Raw genomic sequence first — 19,716 nt, 5'->3', positions numbered from 1 at the left:
ACAACATGCCTACAGCGGCGCGCAGTGGCGGTTCAGCCATTCCAGGTCGGCGTCGTCCAGCAGCGGGCTGAGTGCGGCGCGCACGCTGGCGTGGTAGTCGTCCAGCCAGGCGCGTTCCTCCGGGTTGAGCAGGCTCGGTTCCAGCGCGCGGCGGTCGAACGGACACATGGTCAGCGTCTCGAAGGCGAGGAATTCGCCGAATTCGGTGCGGTCGGCCTCGACCACCACCGCCAGGTTCTCGTGGCGGATGCCGTGCCGGCCGGGCTTGTACAGACCCGGCTCGATCGAGTTGATCATGCCCGGCTCCAGCGCCACCAGCGCGCCGCCGGCGACCGGCGGGCGGATCGACTGCGGCCCTTCGTGCACGTTGAGGAAGTAGCCCACGCCGTGGCCGGTGCCATGGCCGTAATCCATGCCCGAGGCCCACAGCGGCGCGCGCGCCAGTGCATCCAGCTGCGGGCCGCTGGCGCCCCTGGGGAAGCGCGCGCGCGACAACCCGATCATGCCCTTCAGCACCAGGGTGGCGTCGCGGCGCTGTTCCGGCGTGGTCTCGCCCAGCGCCAGCACGCGCGTGATGTCGGTGGTGCCGCCCAGGTACTGGCCGCCGGAGTCGACCAGCAGCAGACCCCTGGCCTGCAGCGTGGCGTGTGATTCGGGCGTGGCGCGGTAGTGCGGCAGCGCGCCGTTGGCCTGGTAGCCGGCGATGGTGGCGAAACTCTCGCCGACCCAGCCGGGCTGGGCCGAGCGTTCCTCGTGGAGCAGGGTGTCGACGTCCAGCTCGGTCACCGTCATGCCGGCGGCGAGGCGCTGCTCCAGCCGGCGGAACGCGCGCACCAGGGCGGCGCCGTCGCGGCGCATCACGTCGCGGATGTGCTCCAGCTCGGCGGCGCTCTTGACCGCCTTGAACGCGGTGCTCGGGTTGGCCGCCTCGATCCGGGTCACTTCTGGCGGGATTGCCGCGGCGATCGCGCTGACCACCCGGCCGTCGTCCAGCAGCAGGCGGTTGTCCACACCCAGTTCCTCAAGCGTCGAGGTGATCGAGGCGTAGTCGGCGATGGCGATGCCGTCAGCGGCCAGCTTCGCCACCAGCGCGTCGCCGAGCTTGGCGCGGCTCACGAACAGCGTGGCGCGGCCATCGACCTGCACCAGCAGGTGGGCCAGGAACACCGGATTGCACTCGACGTCGCTGCCGCGCAGGTTGGTCAGCCAGGCGATGTCGTCCAGGCTGGACAGCAGGTGGTGGGTGGCGCCGAGCTTGTGCATCGCCTTGCGCAGGCGGGCGAGCTTGTCGGCGCGCGGGATGCAGGCCCAGACCAGCTCGTGCTCGACCACCGGCGCCTGCGGCAGCGCCGGGCGGTCCGTCCAGACCGTGCCGGGCAGGTCCAGGTCGGTGCGCACCGAGGCGCCGGTGTCGGCCAACCGGCGTTCGATCTGGTTGCGGGTAGCCACCGCCACGCTGTCGCCGGCCACGGCCAGCACGTCGCCGTCGTGCAGATGCTGCTGCAGCCATTCGAGGTGTTCAGGCGTGTGCGGCACGCGCAGCTTCATCAAGCTGATGCCGCTGCCGGCCAGTTGCTGCTCGGCCTGCGAGAAATAGCGCGAGTCGGTCCACAACCAGGCCTGCTCGCGGCCGACGACCAGGGTGCCGGCCGAACCGGTGAAACCGGACAGCCATTCGCGCGCGGCCCAGTGGGCGGGCAGGTATTCGGACAGGTGCGGATCGGCGCTGGGAACGAGTACGGCGGCGATGCCGTGCTGCTGCATGGCCGCGCGCAGGGCGGCGAGGCGGGCGGGGACGGGGTTGTTCATCCGGCCATGCTAGCAGGCGCTGTGCGGCCGTTTCATCCATTGCAAGGGCGTCGGAAATGAACCGATCGCGACGAATTCCGTTGCGCCATCTCGCAGTGCGACGCTTCTGCGGCTAAAATGCCAATTTCCAGCACGGCTGCTTTCCATGACCCCCCTGATTTTCGTCACCGGCGGTGTGGTGTCCTCGCTTGGCAAGGGCATTGCTGCGGCGTCGCTCGCTTCCATTCTCGAAGCACGCGGCCTTTCGGTCACCATGATGAAGCTCGATCCCTACATCAACGTGGATCCGGGCACGATGAGTCCGTTCCAGCACGGCGAGGTCTACGTGACCGACGACGGCGCCGAGACCGACCTCGACCTCGGCCACTACGAGCGCTTCGTGCGCACCCGCCTGACCGGCAAGAACTCGATCACCACCGGCAAGATTTACGAGAGCGTGATCCGCAAGGAGCGCCGCGGCGACTATCTCGGCGCCACCGTGCAGGTGATCCCGCATATCACCGACGAGATCAAGCACTGCATCCACGAGGCCACCCGCGGCTTCGACGTGGCGCTGGTGGAGATCGGCGGCACGGTGGGCGATATCGAGTCGCTGCCGTTCCTGGAGGCGATCCGCCAGCTGCGCATCGAGCATGGCCCGGAGAAGGTGGTGTTCATGCACCTCACCCTGGTGCCGTACATCAAGGCCGCCGGCGAGATCAAGACCAAGCCCACCCAGCACTCGGTGAAGGAACTGCGCTCGATCGGCATCCAGCCGGACGTCCTGCTGTGCCGCTGCGAGCAGCCGCTGCCCGAGAGCGAGCGGCGCAAGATCGCGCTGTTCACCAACGTGCCGGAAAACGCGGTGATCAGCGCCACCGACGTGGACATCATCTACAAGCAGCCGTTGTACCTGCACCAGCAGGGGCTGGACGACATCGTGGTGAAGAGGCTCGGCCTGGACGCCAAGCCGGCGGACCTGTCCGAATGGCAGCGCACGGTCGATGCGGTGGAGCATCCGAAGAGCGAGGTCACCATCGCCATTGTCGGCAAGTACGTCGAGCACAAGGACGCCTACAAGTCGCTGGGCGAGGCGCTGCGCCACGGCGGCATCAAGCAGCTGACGCGGGTGAACCTGGACTGGGTCGACTCCGAGCAGGTGGAGGCCGAAGGCGCCGCGAAGGTGCTCGGCAAGGCCGATGCGATCCTGGTGCCCGGTGGTTTCGGCAAGCGCGGCTTCGAGGGCAAGGTGCTGGCGGCAAAGTACGCCCGTGAGCGCGGCGTGCCGTACTTCGGCATCTGCTACGGCATGCACGCGGCGGTGGTGGATTTCGCCCGCCACGTCGCCGGTCTGGAAGACGCCGACTCCAGCGAGAACGACCGCAACACGTCGAACCCGGTGATCGCGCTGATCACCGAATGGACCACCGCGAGCGGCGAAGTCGAGCAGCGCAGCGACCGTTCCGACCTCGGCGGCACCATGCGCCTGGGCGCGCAGGAATGCCGCCTCAAGGCCGGCACGCTGGCGCGCGAGCTGTACGGCCAGGACGTGGTGCGCGAGCGCCATCGCCACCGCTACGAGTTCAACAACCGCTATCGCCAGAGCTTCGAGGACCTGGGCCTGGTGATCTCCGGCAAGTCGATGGACGACCTGCTGGTGGAGATCGTCGAGTTGCCGCAACAGCAGCACCCGTGGTTCCTCGGCTGCCAGGCGCACCCGGAGTTCACCTCCACCCCGCGCGACGGCCACCCCTTGTTCATCGGCTTCGTGCGTGCCGCGCGCGAATACAAGGCCGTGCGCGAGGGCGAGAAGCTGGCCAGAGAGCACGTGGCATGAAGGCTATTCACCTCCCTGTAACTGGGTCCCGGCCAATCCATGGCCGGGATGACGGGCCGACGACGTCGCTGCAGCCACGAGGGCTGCAGCGATGAAACTTTGCAACTTCGAGGTTGGCCTGGACCAGCCGCTGTTCCTGATTGCCGGCCCCTGCGTGGTGGAGTCCGAGCAGTTGCAGCTGGACACCGCCGGCACGCTGAAGGAAATCACCGCGCGACTCGGCGTGAACTTCATCTTCAAGTCGAGCTTCGACAAGGCCAACCGTTCCTCCGGCGACAGCTTCCGTGGTCCGGGTATGGAGGAGGGCCTGCGCATCCTGGGCGAGGTGAAGCGGCAGATCGGCGTGCCGGTGCTCACCGACGTGCACGAGTACACCCCGATGGACGAAGTGGCATCGGTGGTCGACGTGCTGCAGACGCCGGCCTTCCTGTGCCGGCAGACCGACTTCATCCAGAAGGTGGCGCGCGCCGGCAAGCCGGTGAACATCAAGAAGGGCCAGTTCCTGGCGCCGTGGGACATGAGGCACGTGGTGGCCAAGGCCAAGGCCGTCGGCAACGACCACATCATGGTCTGCGAACGCGGCGCCAGCTTCGGCTACAACAATCTCGTCTCGGACATGCGCTCGCTCAGCGTGATGCGCGAAACCGGCTGCCCAGTGGTGTTCGACGCCACCCACTCGGTGCAGCTGCCGGGCGGCCAGGGTGCCAGCTCCGGCGGCCAGCGCGAGTTCGTGCCGGTACTGGCGCGTGCGGCGGTCGCGGTCGGCGTGGCCGGCCTGTTCGCCGAGACCCATCCCGATCCCAGCAAGGCATTGTCCGACGGCCCGAACGCGTGGCCGCTGGACAAAATGGAGGCGCTGCTGGAGACCCTGCTGGAGCTGGACGCCGTGACCAAGCGGCACCGCTTCCTCGAACAAGACGTGTAGGAGATTCTATGTTGTTAGTCAAGCCATCTGATGCGCCTTGGCGCGGTAGTTGGACTGGTTTTTGAGCAGCGCGAAGGCGATACGTGCGAGTTTGCGTCCGAGCGCGACCAGCGCCTGGATGCGGGTCAAGCCACGTGCCATGGCACGCTCGTAGAAGGGTTTCCAGGTGGACGATCGACAAGCGGTCATGGCGGCCATGTAAAGCAACCGGCGCAGTTCCGGGTCCCCTTTCTTGGTCAGCTTGCGTCGTCCGCTGAAGGTGCCTGACTCGCGGACACGGACGTCCATGCCGATGAAGGCGATGTAGGCATCGGCGCTCTTGAAGGCGCCGCGGTGGAAGATCAGGGTCAGGGCGGCGGCGGTGACGGGGCCGATCCCCTCGATCCCCTCACAGCGTCGTGCGTCGGCGTTCCAGCCTTGATGCAGCAGTGCCTTCTGCACGCGTTGGTCGATGAGGTGCTGCAGGTGGGCCATCTTGGCCAGCATGGCGCGCGTGGAGGTCTTTAGCTCCGGCAGGCATTGCAGGCTCTGACGCAAGGTCGTTTGTGCCTGAACCAGCACGGCGCGACGGCGCAGTAGACGCTGGACCGTGGCATAGCCCGCTGGCGGCGGGGTCCACGCCCGCAGATCGCTCTTTTCATGCGTGAGGTAGCGCAATAGCAAGGCGGCGTCCGACGCATCGGTCTTGGCTCGTCCGCCGATGCTTTCGCGGTAGCGCTTCAGCCGCAGGCCATCAATCACGTAGATCGAATGCCCCAACGCGTGAGCCCGCTCGACCAGCAGGACGTGAAAGACGTTGGTCGCTTCCACCGCCAGGCACACGGGGCCGGCCAGCGTCTTGAGGTAGCGGTCGATCGCCTTGCGTTCATTGCTCAACTTCACCACATCCGACGACCAGGACTGGCGAATCACCAGCTCCGCCTTGGCCACATCGGCGCCAATCAATCGAGCTTCAACATGCATTGCCATGAGGGGTTCTCCCGGGTAGCTTTCAGGGCGCTTGCCGGGAACTCACCTGCGCTGGCTTGCCACAAATCGTCGGTCCCAAAGGCCGATAGATTCCTTATTGGCGCTGGTGGTGAGGGGCGGGACGAAGTCTCCTACCGTCTGTGCCTTTGGCCAGATGCGAACCTGGTCCCTCCACCCCGGCAAGCTCTTTCTCGCTTGCCGGGACCAAACATACAAGCGCACCCTGTGCGCGATGCTCTTCGTCGCGTGACGAAAAGCTCGCGCACAAGGTGCGCTCCTACAACAACACGATTTCGTTGAACATTCCCACGCACTGGACCGACATGACCACCACGATCACCCGCATCCACGCCCGTGAAATCCTCGACTCGCGCGGCAACCCCACGCTGGAGGCCGAAATCACCCTGGCCGGCGGCGGCTTCGGCCGCGCCGCGGTGCCCAGCGGCGCCTCTACCGGGTCGCGCGAGGCGGTCGAGCTGCGCGACGGCGACAAGTCGCGCTACGGCGGCAAGGGCGTGAAGAAGGCGGTGGCCAACGTCAACGGCGCCATCGCCAGCGCGCTGAAGGGTTTCGATGCGGCCAACCAGGGCGGCCTGGACGCCACGCTGATCAACCTCGACGGCACGCCGAACAAGGGCAAGCTGGGCGCCAATGCGCTGCTCGGCGTGTCGATGGCGGCCGCCCATGCGGTGGCCGCCCAGCGCAAGCAGGCGCTGTGGCAGTACCTGGCGGAGATCAACGGCACCACCGGCAAGCCCGGCGCGCTGCCGGTGCCGATGATGAACATCATCAATGGCGGCGCGCACGCCGACAACAACGTCGACGTGCAGGAGTTCATGGTGCTGCCGGTGGGCATGCCGAGCTTCGCCGAGGCGCTGCGTGCCGGCGCGGAGATCTTCCATGCACTGAAGAGCGTGCTGCACGGCCGCGGCCTTGCCACCGCGGTGGGCGACGAAGGCGGCTTCGCGCCGAACCTGCGTTCCAACGTCGAGGCGATCGACACCATTCTCGAAGCCATCCACAAGACCGGCTACAAGGTCGGCAGCGAGATCCTGCTCGGCCTCGACGCGGCCAGCTCGGAGTTCTACAGGAACGGCAAGTACGACCTCGCCGGCGAAGGCAAGCAGTACAGCTCGGCCGAGTTCGTCGACCTGCTGGCCGGCTGGGCGAAGCAGTACCCCATCGTCACCATCGAAGACGGCATGGCCGAAGGCGACTGGGACGGCTGGAAGCTGCTCACCGATGCGATCGGCGACCGCGTGCAGGTGGTCGGCGACGACCTGTTCGTGACCAACCCGGTGATCTTCCGCGAAGGCATCGAGAAGAAGATCGCCAACGCGATCCTGATCAAGGTGAACCAGATCGGCACGCTGTCCGAGACGCTGGAAGCGATCGCGATGGCCGATGCGGCGAAGTACGCGGCGGTGATCTCGCACCGCTCCGGCGAAACCGAGGACACCACCATCGCCGACATCGCGGTGGCCACCACCGCGACCCAGATCAAGACCGGCTCGCTGTGCCGCAGCGACCGCGTGGCGAAGTACAACCAGCTGTTGCGCATCGAGGAGGCGCTGGGCTCGGCCGCGCGCTACGCCGGTCGCGAGGCGTTCCCGAACCTGACCCGACTGCCCGGCTGAACGGCCGCCCATGCTGCGCTGGGTCGCCCTGGTTCTGCTCCTGCTGCTGATCGGCCTGCAGCTGAAGCTGTGGACCGGCAGTGGCAGCATGCATGAGGTGGACGCCTTGCGCGTGGCGGTGAAGAAGCAGGCCGACGAGAACACGAAGCTGCTGCAGCGCAACCAGGCGGTCGGTGCCGACGTGCTGGACCTGAAGCACGGCGACCAGGCGGTCGAGGCGCGTGCACGCACCGAGCTGGGTCTGATCAAGCCGGGCGAGGTGTTCTACCAGGTGGTCGAGCAGCCGGCCCGCGCCGGCAGTGCGTTGCCGCCACCGCCGCCCGCCAAGCCTGCCGGGTCGCCATGAGCGCGCCGACGCTGTGGTGCGTGGTGCCCGCCGCGGGGCGTGGCACACGGGTCGGCGGTGACTGCCCGAAGCAATACCTGCCGCTGGCTGGGCGGCCGCTGATCGCGCACACGCTGGAACGGCTCGCCGCGCATCCGTGGATCGGCGGCCTGCTGGTGACGCTGGCCGCCAGTGATGCACGGTGGCCCGGCGTCGATTGCCTCAACGGCAAGCCGGTGCTGACCGCGGTCGGCGGCGTCGAGCGCAGCGATTCGGTACTGGCCGGGATCGACGCGCTGCCGGTGTCGGTGGGCGCGGACGACTTCGTGCTGGTGCACGATGCCGCGCGGCCCTGCGTGCGGCTGGCCGACATCGGCAAGCTGATCGAGCTGGCCGGCGCCGGTGACGGCGGACTGCTCGGTGCGCCGCTGCGCGACACGCTGAAGCGGGCGGATGCGGCCGGGCGCAGCGCGCTGACCGAGCCGCGCGAGCTGCGTTGGCGTGCCTTCACGCCGCAGATGTTCCGCCGTGGTCAACTGGCGACGGCGTTGCGCGAGGCGGCACGGCGCGGCGTGAACGTCAGCGACGAGGCGATGGCGATGGAGCAGGCCGGCTTCGCGCCGCGGCTGGTCGAAGGCGCTGAGGACAACATCAAGGTGACCACGGCGGCGGATTTCGCGCTGGCCGAGTTCATGCTTTCCAGGACGACGTAATGCGTATAGGACAGGGTTTCGACGTACATGCATTCGGCGAGGGCGACCACGTCACCCTCGGCGGCGTGCGCGTGCCGTATCGCCGCGGCGTGGTGGCGCACTCGGACGGCGACGTGGTGATCCACGCGCTGTGCGACGCGATTTTCGGCGCGCTCGCGCTGGGCGACATCGGCCAGCACTTCCCGCCCACCGACGAGCGCTGGCGCGATGCCGACAGCCGCCAGTTCCTGCGCCACGCGGCGATGCTGATGGCGCAGCACGGCTACACGCTGGGCAACGCCGATGTCACCGTGATCGGCGAAGCGCCGAAGGTCGGGCCGCACGCGCAGGCGATGCGCGGGAACCTCGCCGCCGACCTGGGCTGCGAAGTCGGTCGCATCAGCGTGAAAGCCACCACCACGGAAAATCTCGGCTTCTGCGGCCGCGGCGAGGGTATTGCCGCGCAGGCATGCGTCCTGTTGGAGCGCTCGTGATCGAGCTGGAAGCCCGCAGCGCCGCAAGCCGGCTGCACGACCAGCTCGAAACCATCGTCGACCTGCTGCACCGGCATGAGGAGGACGGCCGCCTGCCGGCCGAGGTGCTGGCGGATCTACGCCAGCAGCTGGACGAGCTGCACCCGGCCGACATCGCCTTCATCCTCGAATCGCTGCCGCTGGACGATCGCCTGGCGGTCTGGCAGCTGGTCAAGGCCGACCGCGACGGCGAGATCCTGCTGGAAGTCTCCGACGCGGTGCGCGAATCGCTGATCGCGGACATGGACCGCCATGAGATCCTCGCCGCGGTCGAGCCGCTGGACGCGGACGAGCTGGCCGACCTGGTCGAGGACCTGCCCACCGCGGTGCTGCCTGAGCTGATGGCCAGCCTGGACACGCAGCAGCGCGAGCAGGTGCAGTCGGCGCTGTCCTACGAGGAGGACCAGGTCGGCGCACTGATGGATTTCGAGATGGTCACCATCCGCGAGGACGTCAGCCTGGAGGTGGTGCTGCGCTACCTGCGCCGCTTCGACGAGCTGCCCGCGCAGACCGACAAGCTGTTCGTGATCAACCACGGCAACCTGCTCACCGGCGTGCTGCCGCTGCACTGGCTGCTGGTCAATCCGCCGGAGAAGATGGTCAGCGCGGTGATGGCGCCGGACGTCAACACCTTCCACCCCACCGACGACGCCTACGACGTGGCGCAGGCGTTCGAACGCTACGACCTGGTGACCGCGCCGGTGGTCGACGAGCGTGGCCACCTGATTGGCCGCATCACCATCGACGCGATGGTCGACGTGATCCGCGAGGAAGGCGAGAGCGAGGCACTCAGCCGCGGCGGCCTGCGCGAGGAGGAGGACATCTTCGCCTCGGTGTGGGCTTCGCTGAAGAACCGCTGGGCCTGGCTGGCGATCAACCTGGTCACCGCCTTCATCGCCTCGCGCGTGATCGGCTTGTTCGAGGGCTCGATCGAGCGGCTGGTGGCGCTGGCCGCGCTGATGCCGATCGTGGCCGGCATTGGCGGCAACTCCGGCAACCAGACCACCACCATGATCGTGCGCGCGCTGGCACTGAACCAGATCACCGCCGAAAGCGCCAAGCGGCTGTGGCGCAAGGAGCTGACCGTGTCGCTGCTGAACGGGCTGGTCTGGGGCGGGGTGATCGGTGTTGTCGCGTGGCTGCTGTACGACAGTGTCTCGCTGGGCCTGGTGATGACCGCGGCGATGACGCTGAACTTGCTGCTGGCGGCGTTCGTCGGCGTCGGTATCCCGGTGCTGATGACGAAGTTCGGCCGTGACCCGGCGCTGGGTTCCAGTGTGCTGATCACCGCGATGACCGACAGCGGCGGCTTCTTCATTTTCCTGGGGCTGGCGACGGTGTTCCTGATGTAACCACTACCTGCCGGACCTGGTTCCAGGTTGTCGAACCCCAAGCTGGCGGGGCGTCATTCCCGCGGCGCTCAACAGCCGAAGGGCTGGTCAAGCGGGAATCCATCCTGCTCTTCAGTCACGCGTCAAAATGGATTCCCGCTTGCGCGGGAATGACGCCCTAAGAAACTATTTTCCTCATGCAAGAACTTCCCTACGCCCACGGCACTCCGCCTCTTGCCGCCCGGCTGCGCAGCATGCCGGAGGATTTTCAGGTCGAGGAGATCCTTGGCTACGACGCCGACGGCAGCGGTGAACACGCCCTGCTGTGGGTGGAGAAGCGCGGCGCGAACACCGACTGGGTGGCGCGCGAGCTGGCGAAGTTCGCTGGCGTGCCGCCGGTCGCGGTGGGCTACGCGGGGCTGAAGGACCGCCACGCGGTCACCCGCCAGATGTTCTCGGTGCAGCTGGCGGGCAAGCCCGATCCGGACTGGTCGGCTTTCCCGCATGCCGACGTGAAGGTGCTGGCGGCGACGCGGCATGCACGCAAGCTGAAGCGCGGCGCCTTGCGCGGCAATCGCTTCGTGCTGGTGCTGCGCGAAGTGGCCGGCGACCGCGCCGCAGCGGAACAGGTGCTGACGCAGATCGCCGCGCGCGGCGTGCCCAACTATTTCGGCGAGCAGCGCTTTGGCCGCGAGGGCGGTAACGTGGCGCAGGCGCGGGCGATGTTCGGGGGGCGCCGGGTGGACCGCGACCAGCGTTCGTTTCTGCTGTCGGCCGCCCGTTCGCACATCTTCAACGCCGTGCTGGCGGCGCGGGTCGGGCGTGTCGCCTGGGACACGCCACTGGATGGCGAGATCTGGTCGCTGGCCGGCTCGCGCTCCTGGTTCGGCCCGGAACCGTTCACCGACGTGCTGGCCGAACGGCTGGCGCGCGCCGACATCCATCCGTCCGGCCCGTTGTGGGGGCAGGGCGAGCCGCCCGCCACCGGCGAGGCCGGCGCGCTCGAGCGCGAAGTCGCTGCGGCGAACGACGACCTGGCCGCCGGTCTCGCTGCGGCGCGGATGGAGCAGGAGCGCCGCCCGCTGCGTCTGCTGCCGAAAGACCTGCACTGGCGCTGGCTGGACGACGACGCGCTGGAACTGTCGTTCGAGCTGCCAGCCGGCACGTACGCCACGGTGGTGGTGCGCGAGCTGGCCTCGACACTGTAGGAACCTTGAAAACCCTCTTTTGTTCGTCATCCCGGCGCAAGCCGGGATCCAGCGCCATTGCTTTCGAAGGGTTTGAAAGGCATTGGATGACCAGACGTTCGTCTGTTGAAAACCCTGCTTACGCAGGAATGACGGGTTATCCGAGGCTTCCAGCTAGCTCTTGAGCAGGACGATGACCGCGCCGGTGCCGCCCTGCGCCGGCCGCGCGGAAGCGAAGGCGATCACGTCGTCGCGCCGGCGCAGCAGGCGGTCGGTGAGGCCTTTCAGTACCGGTCCGGCGGCTTTCGAGCGCAGGCCCTTGCCGTGCACGATGCGCACGCAGCGCAGGCCGTGTTGTTTCGCCTCCGCCAGGAAGGCGGCGATGCTGGCCTGCGCGGCGGCGGCGTTCATCTGGTGCAGGTCGAGGTCGTCCTGCACGCTGAACTGGCCGCGCTTGAGTTGGCGCAGCAGTTTCGGCGGATAGCCATCGCGCAGGTAGGCCAGTTCCTCGCCCACTTCGAGCAGGGCCGGGTCGAACGCCATGTCCAGCAGTTCTCCCGGCACTGCCGCTTCGTCCGCCTCCAGCATGCGCGGATGCGGCGCGGGCTTCGGGGCCGCCGGAGGCGCTGGCGCCGAGACCAGCGGGCGCACGTCGCCGATCGCCTCGCGGAACAGGCGGCTGTCGTCGTCGTTGACTGGCGCAGGTGTGCGGCGCTTCATGCCTGCATGCTAAGTCAAAGTGCGTGCGTGGCGGGAAAGCGGATACGCGCGATGTGAAACCCGCGCCGCGCTCCGGTAAACTCGACAATTGTGGCGCGCACTGTGGGGTCATGGAAGCGTGTCCGCAATCAGCTTTCGACGGAGCATCATGCGAGTTTTGGTCAGCAACGACGATGGCGTGGATGCAACTGGCATCCGCGTGCTTGCCGAGCGCCTCGGCGAAGTGGCCCAGGTGACGGTGGTGGCGCCCGACCGCGACCGCTCCGGCGCCAGCAATTCGCTGACCCTCGATGCGCCGCTGCGCGTGCTGCCGATGGCCAACGGCTACTACCGGGTGGCCGGCACGCCGACCGATTGCGTGCACCTGGCGTTGTCCGGCCTGCTGGACGAAGAGCCCGACATGGTCGTCTCCGGCATCAACAATTCGGCCAACCTGGGCGACGACGTGATCTATTCCGGCACGGTATCGGCGGCGATGGAAGGACGCTTCCTGGGCCTGCCGGCGATTGCGGTGTCGCTGGTCAGCCATGACCACAAGGGCGAGCACTACGACTCGGCGGCGAAGGCGGTGTTGCTGCTGATGCAGCGGCTGCTGGTCGATCCGCTGCCGGCCGACACCATCCTCAACGTCAACGTGCCGGACCGGCCGTGGGCGGAAATCAAAGGCTTCGAGGTGACCCGGCTCGGCCGCCGCCATCGTGCGGCGCCGTGCATCGCGCAGACCGATCCGCGCGGGCGACCGATCTGGTGGATCGGTCCGGCCGGCGAGGTGGACGATGCCGGCCCCGGCACCGATTTCAATGCGGTGCGGCGCGGCTTCGTTTCCGTCACGCCGATCCATGTCGACCTGACCCGCTTCCAGGCGCTGGAAAAAGTCAGCAGCTGGATGCAGCCGCTGGGCGCCGCCATGGCGGCAGGCCGCGCCAGCGACGATGAGGCGGCCTGAGCCATGACCACGTATCCATTGTCCGCCGCGGACCTGAAGGGCGAGGGGATGACCTCGCAACGCGCACGCGATCGCCTGGTGGCGGTGCTGAAGGACAGCGGCATCCGCGATCCGCGGGTGATCGAGGTGATCCGCAACCTGCCGCGCCATCACTTCATCGACCAGGCGCTGCATGCGCACGCCTACGAGAACGACGCGCTGCCGATCGGCCACGGCCAGACCATCTCGCAGCCGTGGGTGGTGGCGCGCATGACCGAGGCGCTGCTGGAGTTCGGCGTGCCGCAGAAGGTGCTGGAGATCGGCACCGGCTCCGGCTACCAGGCGGCGGTGCTGGCGGCGCTGGTGCCGCAGGTGTTCACGGTGGAGCGGATCGAGGCCCTGTTGCGCCAGGCGCGCCGGCGCTTCCGCCAGCTCGGCCTGACCAACCTGCGTTCGCGCTACGACGACGGCAAGCTGGGCTGGCCGGGCGAGGCGCCGTTCGACGCGATCATCCTCACTGCCGCCAGCGACACCATTCCCACCCGCATCCTCGACCAGCTCAGCCCGACCGGGGTGCTGGTGGCGCCGGTCGGCTCGCCGAGCCGGCAGACCCTGATCCGTATGCGCAGCGACGGGCAGGGCGATTTCATCCAGGAGGAACTGGGCGCGGTCAGTTTCGTACCGCTGCTGGGCGGGATCGGCTGATGCGCCTGTTCGGAGCACTTTATGCGCGTGCGCTGAGCTGGGCACGCGAGCCGAGAGCGCTGTACTACCTGTCCGGGTTGAGCTTCGTCGAATCGTTCATCTTTCCGATTCCGCCGGAAGTGATGCTGGCGCCGATGATGCTGGGCAAGCGGCACAGGGCGTTCTTCTTCGCCAATGTCAGCCTGCTGTTCTCGCTGCTCGGCGCACTGGTGGGTTATGTGCTGGGCCATTGGGCGTTCCATGCCCTGCGCCCGGTGCTGGATACGCTGCACCTGCTGGCACCGATCGAGCAGGGCGTGGCGACCTTGAGCCGGCAGATGGTCGAGCATCGCTGGGGCTTGTACGGCGTGCTGATCCTGGCGGCGTTGCAGCCGGTGGTGCCGATGAAGTTCGTTACCTGGGCCTGCGGCATCATCGGTGTGCCGATCCTGCCGTTCCTGCTCTGCATCGGCCTGGGCCGCGGCAAGCGTGTGTGGCTGCTGGCATTGCTGATTCGCCTGGTGGGCGAGCGTGCCGAACGGATCCTGCACGAAAACATCGAGCGGATCGGCTGGGCCGCCCTGGTGCTGCTGGCCTTGCTGCTGGGGTGGTGGTTCTGGTTGCACTGAGCCCGCGTGGCACACAGCGCCGTCGCATGAAAAAGGCTGCCTGCCTCGGTATGCTGGTGCGCATGGACCGATATCTTCCGTGCTGTGCCATCCTCGCTGCGACTCTGCTGTTTGCCGGTTGCGGCACCATGCGCAGCTCGGTCGTGGTGGAACCGACGGCCGGCGCCTACAGTGTGCACCGCCCCGCCGTTGTTGCCGCGACGCCTGCCCGCACGCCGGTTCCCGGCGGCAGCTATGCGGTCATGAAGGGCGACACCCTGTATTCGATCGCGTTCCGCCAGGGCGTGGACTTCCGCGATCTGGCGCAATGGAACGGCATCGCTGCGCCGTATACGATCTGGCCCGGCCAGCGGCTGACGCTTTCGCCGCCAGCCAGGGCGGCCGCTGCACCGGTAGCGGTCACGCGCGGCCATGCCGGTGCTGCACCCACGGTGTCGGCGCGGTCGAACTCGACGCCGGTGTTCGCGCCGATCGCGCCGGGTGCACCGCCCGTCCATTCATCCACATCGGTGAGCGCGCCGGTCGCCACCACGGCGAGCGTGCCGCCGTCGGCAAAGCCGGCCGTGCCCGCCGCAGCGGCGGCGACGTCGGTGGTGCCGGTGGCTGGCGTGCCGGTGGCTGCGCCGACGACCTTGCCGCCGCCGGCGCCTGCGGCAGCGGGCGTTTCACGCGTGACCAGCGGCGTACAGTGGCGCTGGCCCGCGGATGGCGGTCTGGTGGGCCGCTTCCAGAGCAGCGATGCGATTCCCGGCATCGAGATCGCCGGCAAGCCCGGCGACGTGGTGCGCGCCGCCGCTGATGGCGTGGTGGTGTACAGCGGCAACGGCCTGGTCGGCTACGGCGAGCTGGTGATCATCAAGCACAACGACAGCTTCCTGTCCGCCTACGGCCATAACCGCAGACGCCTGGTCAAGGAAGGTCAGCGGGTCAGCATGGGCCAGCAGATTGCCGAAATGGGTTCGACCGGCACCACCCGCGACGAGCTGGGATTCCAGATCCGCAAGGACGGCAATCCGGTCGATCCGCTGGGCTACCTGCCGCCGCGTTGATCGCGGTGGCGGCGGTCAGGCCGCCGGCAGGATGAACCCCGCAATCACCCGTCGCCCTTCACCGGCCAGCAGGTTGTAGGTGCGAGCGGCAGCGGCGTTGTCCATCACCTCGATGCCGATGCCCTTGCGCAGGAAACCGGCCAAGAACGCGGCGGCCGGAAACGCCTGGCGCTCGCCGGTGCCCAGTAATACCAGCTCGGGCTGCAGCGCCAGCAGAGCCTCGACATGGCTGGCATCCAGCGCATCGGCCGCGGTAACCGGCCAGTTTTCGACGGCGCGGTCGGGCGCCAGCAGGAAACTGCAGGTGAGTTCGCGGTCGATCAAGGTGACGCCGCGCGCGCCGACGCGGCGCACGTAGAGAAAGCCCTCGGGGCGTTCGAGTGACAGGTCCATCAGCGTGGCAAGGCGATCTTCGGTTCGTCGGTATTGCGACGGAACAGCACCACGACATGGCCGATCTGGTGGATCTGCTCGGCCTCGGTGCCCCGGGTCAGCGTGTCGATCTGGGCTTGCCGATCCTCCTTGTCGCCGCCGGACAGTTTCACCTTGACCAGTTCGTGGATGTCCAGCGCCAGGCCCAGCTCCTTCACCACGGCTTCGCTGGCGCCCTTGTTGCCGAGCAGGACGACCGGGCTCAGCTCATGGGCAAGGCTGCGCAGGTAGCGGATCTGCGAGGGGGAAAGGGCCATGCGGCGGTGCTCGATTCGCGGTCAATGAACGGCAAAGGGTATCATGCGCCCACCCGTTCCCCCAATCGGCGACTGTGACGACATGGCCCGCAGCAAGAGCAGCGCAGTCTGGCTGCGTGAACACTTCAACGACGAATACGTGAAGAAGGCCCAGGCCGAGGGTTTGCGTTCGCGTGCGGTGTACAAGCTGGAGGAATTGATCGAGCGCGACCGCCTGCTGAAGCCCGGCATCAACGTGGTCGACCTCGGTGCGGCGCCTGGCAGCTGGTCGCAACTGGTGCGCAACCGGCTGGGCGACAGCGGCAAGGTGTTCGCGCTGGACATCCTGCCGATGCAGAGCATCGCCGGGGTGGATTTCCTGCAGGGCGATTTCCGCGAGGAAACCGTGCTGCACGAGCTGGAATCCCGCCTGGAGGGGCTCAAGGTGGATCTTGTGCTGTGCGATATGGCCCCCAATATGAGTGGGGTGGCGCTGGCCGACCAGATCCGGGCCATGGATCTGGCTGAACTGGCGCTGGATTTCAGCCGGCAGTGGCTCAAGCCGGGCGGCTCGTTCCTGATCAAATTGTTCCAGGGAGTCGGCTTCGACGATTACTTGCGCAGCTTGCGTGCGGACTTTACCCGCGTAACCATGCGTAAACCCAAGGCCTCGCGTGCGCGTTCGCGTGAGGTATACGCGCTGGCGACCGGCTTCAAGCCAGCCGCCGCGCATCCGGCGAGAACCGTGCATGAATGAAACAGCGAAAAACGTGTTGCTCTGGGTGATCATCGCGGTGGTCCTGTTCACCGTGTTCCAGAGCTTCAACCCGCGCGACGCGGCTTCGTCCGACCTGCCTTACAGCTCGTTCGTGCAAAGCGTGGACAACGGCAACGTCGCCACCGCCACGATCAGCGCCGACCAGCCGGCCACCATCAGCGGCAAGCTGAAGGACGGCAGCCCGTTCCGCACGGTCGCGCCGATGCTCGGCTTCTCCACCAACGCGGTGGTCAAGCAGATGCAGGACAAGGGCGTCGAGGTCCGCCAGGACCCGTCGGAGGGCTTCTCGCTGATCGGCCTGCTGATCAGCTGGCTGCCGGTGCTGCTGATCGTGGGCGTGTTCATCTGGTTCATGCGCCAGATGCAGTCTGGCGGCGGCGGGCGCGGCGCGATGAGCTTCGGTCGTTCGCGCGCCAAGCTGCAGGGCGAGGACCAGATCAAGGTCAACTTCAGCGACGTCGCCGGTTGCGACGAGGCGAAGGAGGAGGTCGGCGAACTGGTCGAGTTCCTGCGCGATCCGGGCCGCTTTCAGAAGCTCGGCGGCAAGATTCCGCGCGGCGTGCTGATGGTGGGGCCGCCGGGTACCGGCAAGACCCTGCTGGCCAAGGCGATCGCCGGCGAGGCGAAGGTGCCGTTCTTCTCGATCTCCGGTTCCGACTTCGTCGAGATGTTCGTCGGCGTGGGCGCCAGCCGCGTGCGCGACATGTTCGAGCAGGCCAAGAAACACGCGCCGTGCATCATCTTCATCGACGAGATCGATGCGGTCGGCCGCCATCGCGGCGCTGGCCTGGGCGGCGGCCATGACGAGCGCGAGCAGACGCTGAACCAGCTGCTGGTCGAAATGGACGGCTTCGAGGGCACCGAAGGCGTCATCGTGATCGCCGCGACCAACCGTCCCGACGTGCTGGACCCGGCACTGCTGCGCCCGGGCCGCTTCGACCGCCAGGTGGTGGTGGGCCTGCCCGATGTACGCGGCCGCGAGCAGATCCTCAAGGTGCACATGCGCAAGGTGCCGATCGCCAGCGACGTCGACGCGATGACCATCGCGCGCGGCACGCCCGGCTTCTCCGGTGCCGACCTGGCCAACCTGGTCAACGAGGCGGCGCTGTTCGCCGCGCGCGAGAACGCCCGTGAAGTGCGCATGAGCCACCTGGACAAGGCGCGCGACAAGATCCTGATGGGTACCGAGCGCCGCTCGATGGCGATGAGCGAGGACGAGAAGAGGCTGACCGCCTATCACGAGGCCGGCCATGCCATCGTCGGCCGGCTGGTGCCCGAGCACGACCCGGTCTACAAGGTGACGATCATCCCGCGCGGGCGCGCGCTGGGCGTCACCATGTACCTGCCCGAGGGCGACAAGTACAGCATCAACCGCGTGGCGATCCAGTCGCAGCTGTGCTCCCTGTACGGCGGGCGCGTGGCCGAGGAACTGATCTTCGGCAATGACAAGGTCACCACCGGTGCTTCCAACGACATCGAACGGGCCACCAAGATGGCGCGCAACATGGCGACCAAGTGGGGCCTCTCCGACGAGCTGGGTCCGATCACCTACGGCGAGGACGAGGACGAGGTGTTCCTGGGCCGCTCGGTGACCCAGCACAAGAGTATTTCCAACGAGACCGCCAGCAAGATCGACGAAGTGGTGCGCGGCATCCTCGACCGTGCCTATGCGCGCAGCAAGGAGTTGTTGACCGCGAACCTCGACAAGCTGCACGCCATGGCCGATGCGCTGCTGCAATACGAAACGATCGACGCGCACCAGATCGACGACATCATGGCTGGGCGCGTGCCCGGGCCGCCCGCTGACTGGAACAAGGACACCTCGACTGGCGCCACCCCGCCACCTCCGCCGCCGAAGGGCGGTGCCGGCTCGACCGTCGGCAAGGTCGGCGACCCGGCGCCGCAGAGCCGGTCCGGCCTGGATGGCTGATCGCGGTCTGGAAGGCCATACCGACGCAACAAAAGAAGGCGACCACTGGTCGCCTTCTTCGTGTCCGGGTGGACTCGTCCTGGTGCCGCATGCGGGCGCGCGTTAAGGGAGGCGTGCCACGGGCAGTCGTTCGCCGGGCATGAAAAATTCGGTGAAGAAATTTCACGAAAAGGGTTGACGAAGGCGGGCGGAGCCTGAATAATTCCGCTCCTTGCTTCGCGGCCTTGATGTTCACGCATTCCGGCCGCACAGCAAAGATTTTTTCAGTGCGCCCGTAGCTCAGTTGGATAGAGTACCTGGCTACGAACTAGGTGGTCGGGAGTTCGAATCTCTCCGGGCGCACCATTTTTATTCTGCGAGACGGGGTGCTTGCGCCCTGTTTTGTTTTCAACCGGAATGTCGCGGTTTCCGGTGAAAACGATGATCGAGAAACACAAGGTGTGCTTCGATACGGATTGACTGGGCGAGGCGGCACCCGTAACATTTCAAGGCTCCGGTGGTGGCTTGGCCGGTGATTCGAAAGCGGGGTATAGCTCAGTCTGGTAGAGCGTTGCGTTTGGGACGCAAAAGTCGGGGGTTCGAATCCCTCTACCCCGACCAGCGAGACGTTCTACCTGCAGCGACTGCGCCTGTAGCTCAACCGGATAGAGCATCGGCCTTCTAAGCCGACGGTTGCAGGTTCGAGTCCTGTCTGGCGCACCAGTATCAGGTCGATGGTGGATGTAGCTCAGCTGGTTAGAGTCCCGGATTGTGATTCCGGTTGTCGTGGGTTCGAATCCCATCATCCACCCCAGTTTCAAACCCAGGTTTCCTGGGCCGTTAGCTCAGTTGGTAGAGCAGTTGACTCTTAATCAATTGGTCGAAGGTTCGAATCCTTCACGGCCCACCAATTAAAACAGGCACTTAGGTCACCTAAGTGCCTGTTGTTAATTGTTCGGGGCCGGTCATGGCTCCCCTATGTCTCCCCCCCAGGGCTCCGCCATGGCTTCCCACATGGCTTCCCATGGCTCTTCATGTCTCCCCCAGGACTTCCCCCTGGCCCCCATGTCTCCGCCAGGGCTCTCCCGTGGGGCGCTTTGCTATCCTGACCCGAGCCCAAGCGCATCCCT

At 67.0% G+C, this 19,716-nt stretch carries 19 protein-coding genes and 5 tRNA genes; 19 read left to right on the top strand and 5 right to left on the bottom strand.

Annotated elements, in window-relative coordinates:
* Positions 1-9: 9 nt before the first annotated feature.
* Positions 10-1,809: an aminopeptidase P family protein gene (locus LRK53_RS12325; RefSeq protein ID WP_027492305.1), complete on the bottom strand. Its 1,800-nt coding sequence runs from the start codon at positions 1,807-1,809 to the stop codon at positions 10-12.
* A gap of 145 nt (positions 1,810-1,954) precedes the next feature.
* On the opposite strand from LRK53_RS12325, the gene pyrG reads away from it, so the two are divergent.
* Both pyrG and kdsA read left to right on the top strand, forming a co-directional pair.
* Complete coding sequence (gene pyrG, locus LRK53_RS12320; RefSeq protein ID WP_027492306.1) at positions 1,955-3,625, top strand: CTP synthase; 1,671 nt, start codon at positions 1,955-1,957, stop codon at positions 3,623-3,625.
* Between the two features lie 91 nt (positions 3,626-3,716).
* Positions 3,717-4,550 carry a 3-deoxy-8-phosphooctulonate synthase gene (kdsA, locus tag LRK53_RS12315; protein ID WP_027492307.1) on the top strand — a complete coding sequence of 278 codons (834 nt, stop codon included), beginning with the start codon at positions 3,717-3,719 and terminating at the stop codon, positions 4,548-4,550.
* An 18-nt stretch (positions 4,551-4,568) separates the two neighbouring features.
* On the opposite strand, the gene LRK53_RS12310 is transcribed toward kdsA, so the two are convergent.
* Positions 4,569-5,480: an IS110 family RNA-guided transposase gene (locus LRK53_RS12310; RefSeq protein WP_235642183.1), complete on the bottom strand. Its 912-nt coding sequence runs from the start codon at positions 5,478-5,480 to the stop codon at positions 4,569-4,571.
* Between the two features lie 362 nt (positions 5,481-5,842).
* Between LRK53_RS12310 and eno the strand changes: the two genes are divergently transcribed.
* The 6 genes from eno to truD all read left to right on the top strand — a co-directional run bounded on the left by eno (position 5,843) and on the right by truD (position 11,245).
* Complete coding sequence (gene eno / locus LRK53_RS12305; RefSeq protein WP_027492308.1) at positions 5,843-7,156, top strand: phosphopyruvate hydratase; 1,314 nt, start codon at positions 5,843-5,845, stop codon at positions 7,154-7,156.
* Positions 7,157-7,166: 10 nt separating this feature from the next.
* Complete coding sequence (gene ftsB, locus LRK53_RS12300; protein ID WP_027492309.1) at positions 7,167-7,502, top strand: cell division protein FtsB; 336 nt, start codon at positions 7,167-7,169, stop codon at positions 7,500-7,502.
* Positions 7,499-8,194, top strand: a complete 696-nt coding sequence (ispD, locus tag LRK53_RS12295; protein WP_027492310.1) for a 2-C-methyl-D-erythritol 4-phosphate cytidylyltransferase — start codon at positions 7,499-7,501, stop codon at positions 8,192-8,194. The genes ftsB and ispD overlap by 4 nt, the downstream gene beginning before the upstream one ends.
* Positions 8,194-8,667, top strand: a complete 474-nt coding sequence (ispF, locus tag LRK53_RS12290) for a 2-C-methyl-D-erythritol 2,4-cyclodiphosphate synthase (protein ID WP_027492311.1) — start codon at positions 8,194-8,196, stop codon at positions 8,665-8,667. Before ispD ends, ispF begins: the two co-directional genes overlap by 1 nt.
* Positions 8,664-10,058, top strand: coding sequence for a magnesium transporter (gene mgtE / locus LRK53_RS12285; RefSeq protein ID WP_027492312.1), 1,395 nt, complete (start codon positions 8,664-8,666; stop codon positions 10,056-10,058). Before ispF ends, mgtE begins: the two co-directional genes overlap by 4 nt.
* A gap of 176 nt (positions 10,059-10,234) precedes the next feature.
* Positions 10,235-11,245 (top strand): tRNA pseudouridine(13) synthase TruD, encoded by a 1,011-nt coding sequence (gene truD, locus LRK53_RS12280; RefSeq protein ID WP_235642176.1) that lies wholly within the window; start codon positions 10,235-10,237, stop codon positions 11,243-11,245.
* Positions 11,246-11,398: 153 nt separating this feature from the next.
* On the opposite strand, the gene LRK53_RS12275 is transcribed toward truD, so the two are convergent.
* The gene (locus LRK53_RS12275; protein ID WP_027492313.1) at positions 11,399-11,944 is read right to left on the bottom strand and encodes a Smr/MutS family protein; all 546 of its coding nucleotides are present in this window, start codon (positions 11,942-11,944) and stop codon (positions 11,399-11,401) included.
* Between the two features lie 148 nt (positions 11,945-12,092).
* On the opposite strand from LRK53_RS12275, the gene surE reads away from it, so the two are divergent.
* Genes surE through LRK53_RS12255 form a run of 4 tightly spaced genes read left to right on the top strand, consistent with a single transcriptional unit; the run spans position 12,093 to position 15,231 of the window.
* Complete coding sequence (surE, locus tag LRK53_RS12270) at positions 12,093-12,890, top strand: 5'/3'-nucleotidase SurE (protein ID WP_235642175.1); 798 nt, start codon at positions 12,093-12,095, stop codon at positions 12,888-12,890.
* Positions 12,891-12,893: 3 nt separating this feature from the next.
* Positions 12,894-13,574 (top strand): protein-L-isoaspartate(D-aspartate) O-methyltransferase, encoded by a 681-nt coding sequence (locus LRK53_RS12265; protein ID WP_027492315.1) that lies wholly within the window; start codon positions 12,894-12,896, stop codon positions 13,572-13,574.
* Positions 13,574-14,182 carry a YqaA family protein gene (locus LRK53_RS12260; protein ID WP_027492316.1) on the top strand — a complete coding sequence of 203 codons (609 nt, stop codon included), beginning with the start codon at positions 13,574-13,576 and terminating at the stop codon, positions 14,180-14,182. The genes LRK53_RS12265 and LRK53_RS12260 overlap by 1 nt, the downstream gene beginning before the upstream one ends.
* A gap of 50 nt (positions 14,183-14,232) precedes the next feature.
* Entirely contained in the window at positions 14,233-15,231 is a 999-nt protein-coding gene (locus LRK53_RS12255) for a peptidoglycan DD-metalloendopeptidase family protein (protein WP_027492317.1), read from the top strand.
* A gap of 15 nt (positions 15,232-15,246) precedes the next feature.
* Here the strand turns inward: LRK53_RS12255 and LRK53_RS12250 are convergent, their stop codons facing one another.
* Together LRK53_RS12250 and yhbY are read right to left on the bottom strand one after the other, a co-directional pair.
* Complete coding sequence (locus tag LRK53_RS12250; protein ID WP_027492318.1) at positions 15,247-15,624, bottom strand: Mth938-like domain-containing protein; 378 nt, start codon at positions 15,622-15,624, stop codon at positions 15,247-15,249.
* Positions 15,624-15,920 carry a ribosome assembly RNA-binding protein YhbY gene (gene yhbY, locus LRK53_RS12245; protein ID WP_027492319.1) on the bottom strand — a complete coding sequence of 99 codons (297 nt, stop codon included), beginning with the start codon at positions 15,918-15,920 and terminating at the stop codon, positions 15,624-15,626. The genes LRK53_RS12250 and yhbY overlap by 1 nt, the downstream gene beginning before the upstream one ends.
* 82 nt (positions 15,921-16,002) lie before the next feature.
* On the opposite strand from yhbY, the gene rlmE reads away from it, so the two are divergent.
* The 7 genes from rlmE (at position 16,003) to LRK53_RS12210 (ending at position 19,496) form a co-directional block, all read left to right on the top strand.
* A complete protein-coding gene (gene rlmE / locus LRK53_RS12240) occupies positions 16,003-16,656 on the top strand; it encodes a 23S rRNA (uridine(2552)-2'-O)-methyltransferase RlmE (RefSeq protein WP_027492320.1) in 654 nt (217 codons plus the stop codon).
* The gene (gene ftsH, locus LRK53_RS12235) at positions 16,649-18,607 is read left to right on the top strand and encodes an ATP-dependent zinc metalloprotease FtsH (RefSeq protein WP_235642174.1); all 1,959 of its coding nucleotides are present in this window, start codon (positions 16,649-16,651) and stop codon (positions 18,605-18,607) included. Before rlmE ends, ftsH begins: the two co-directional genes overlap by 8 nt.
* Positions 18,608-18,875: 268 nt before the next feature.
* Positions 18,876-18,952: transfer RNA gene (locus LRK53_RS12230), tRNA-Arg, on the top strand.
* A gap of 178 nt (positions 18,953-19,130) precedes the next feature.
* Positions 19,131-19,207: transfer RNA gene (locus LRK53_RS12225), tRNA-Pro, on the top strand.
* A 25-nt stretch (positions 19,208-19,232) separates the two neighbouring features.
* Positions 19,233-19,309: transfer RNA gene (locus LRK53_RS12220), tRNA-Arg, on the top strand.
* A gap of 14 nt (positions 19,310-19,323) precedes the next feature.
* Positions 19,324-19,400: transfer RNA gene (locus tag LRK53_RS12215), tRNA-His, on the top strand.
* Positions 19,401-19,420: 20 nt separating this feature from the next.
* Positions 19,421-19,496: transfer RNA gene (locus tag LRK53_RS12210), tRNA-Lys, on the top strand.
* Positions 19,497-19,716 lie beyond the last annotated feature (220 nt).

The sequence above is a fragment of the Rhodanobacter thiooxydans genome, assembly GCF_021545845.1.
GTDB lineage: Bacteria > Pseudomonadota > Gammaproteobacteria > Xanthomonadales > Rhodanobacteraceae > Rhodanobacter.
The sequence above is the reverse complement of the archived record's forward strand: the minus strand, read 5'-3'. Positions and strand labels throughout refer to the sequence as shown.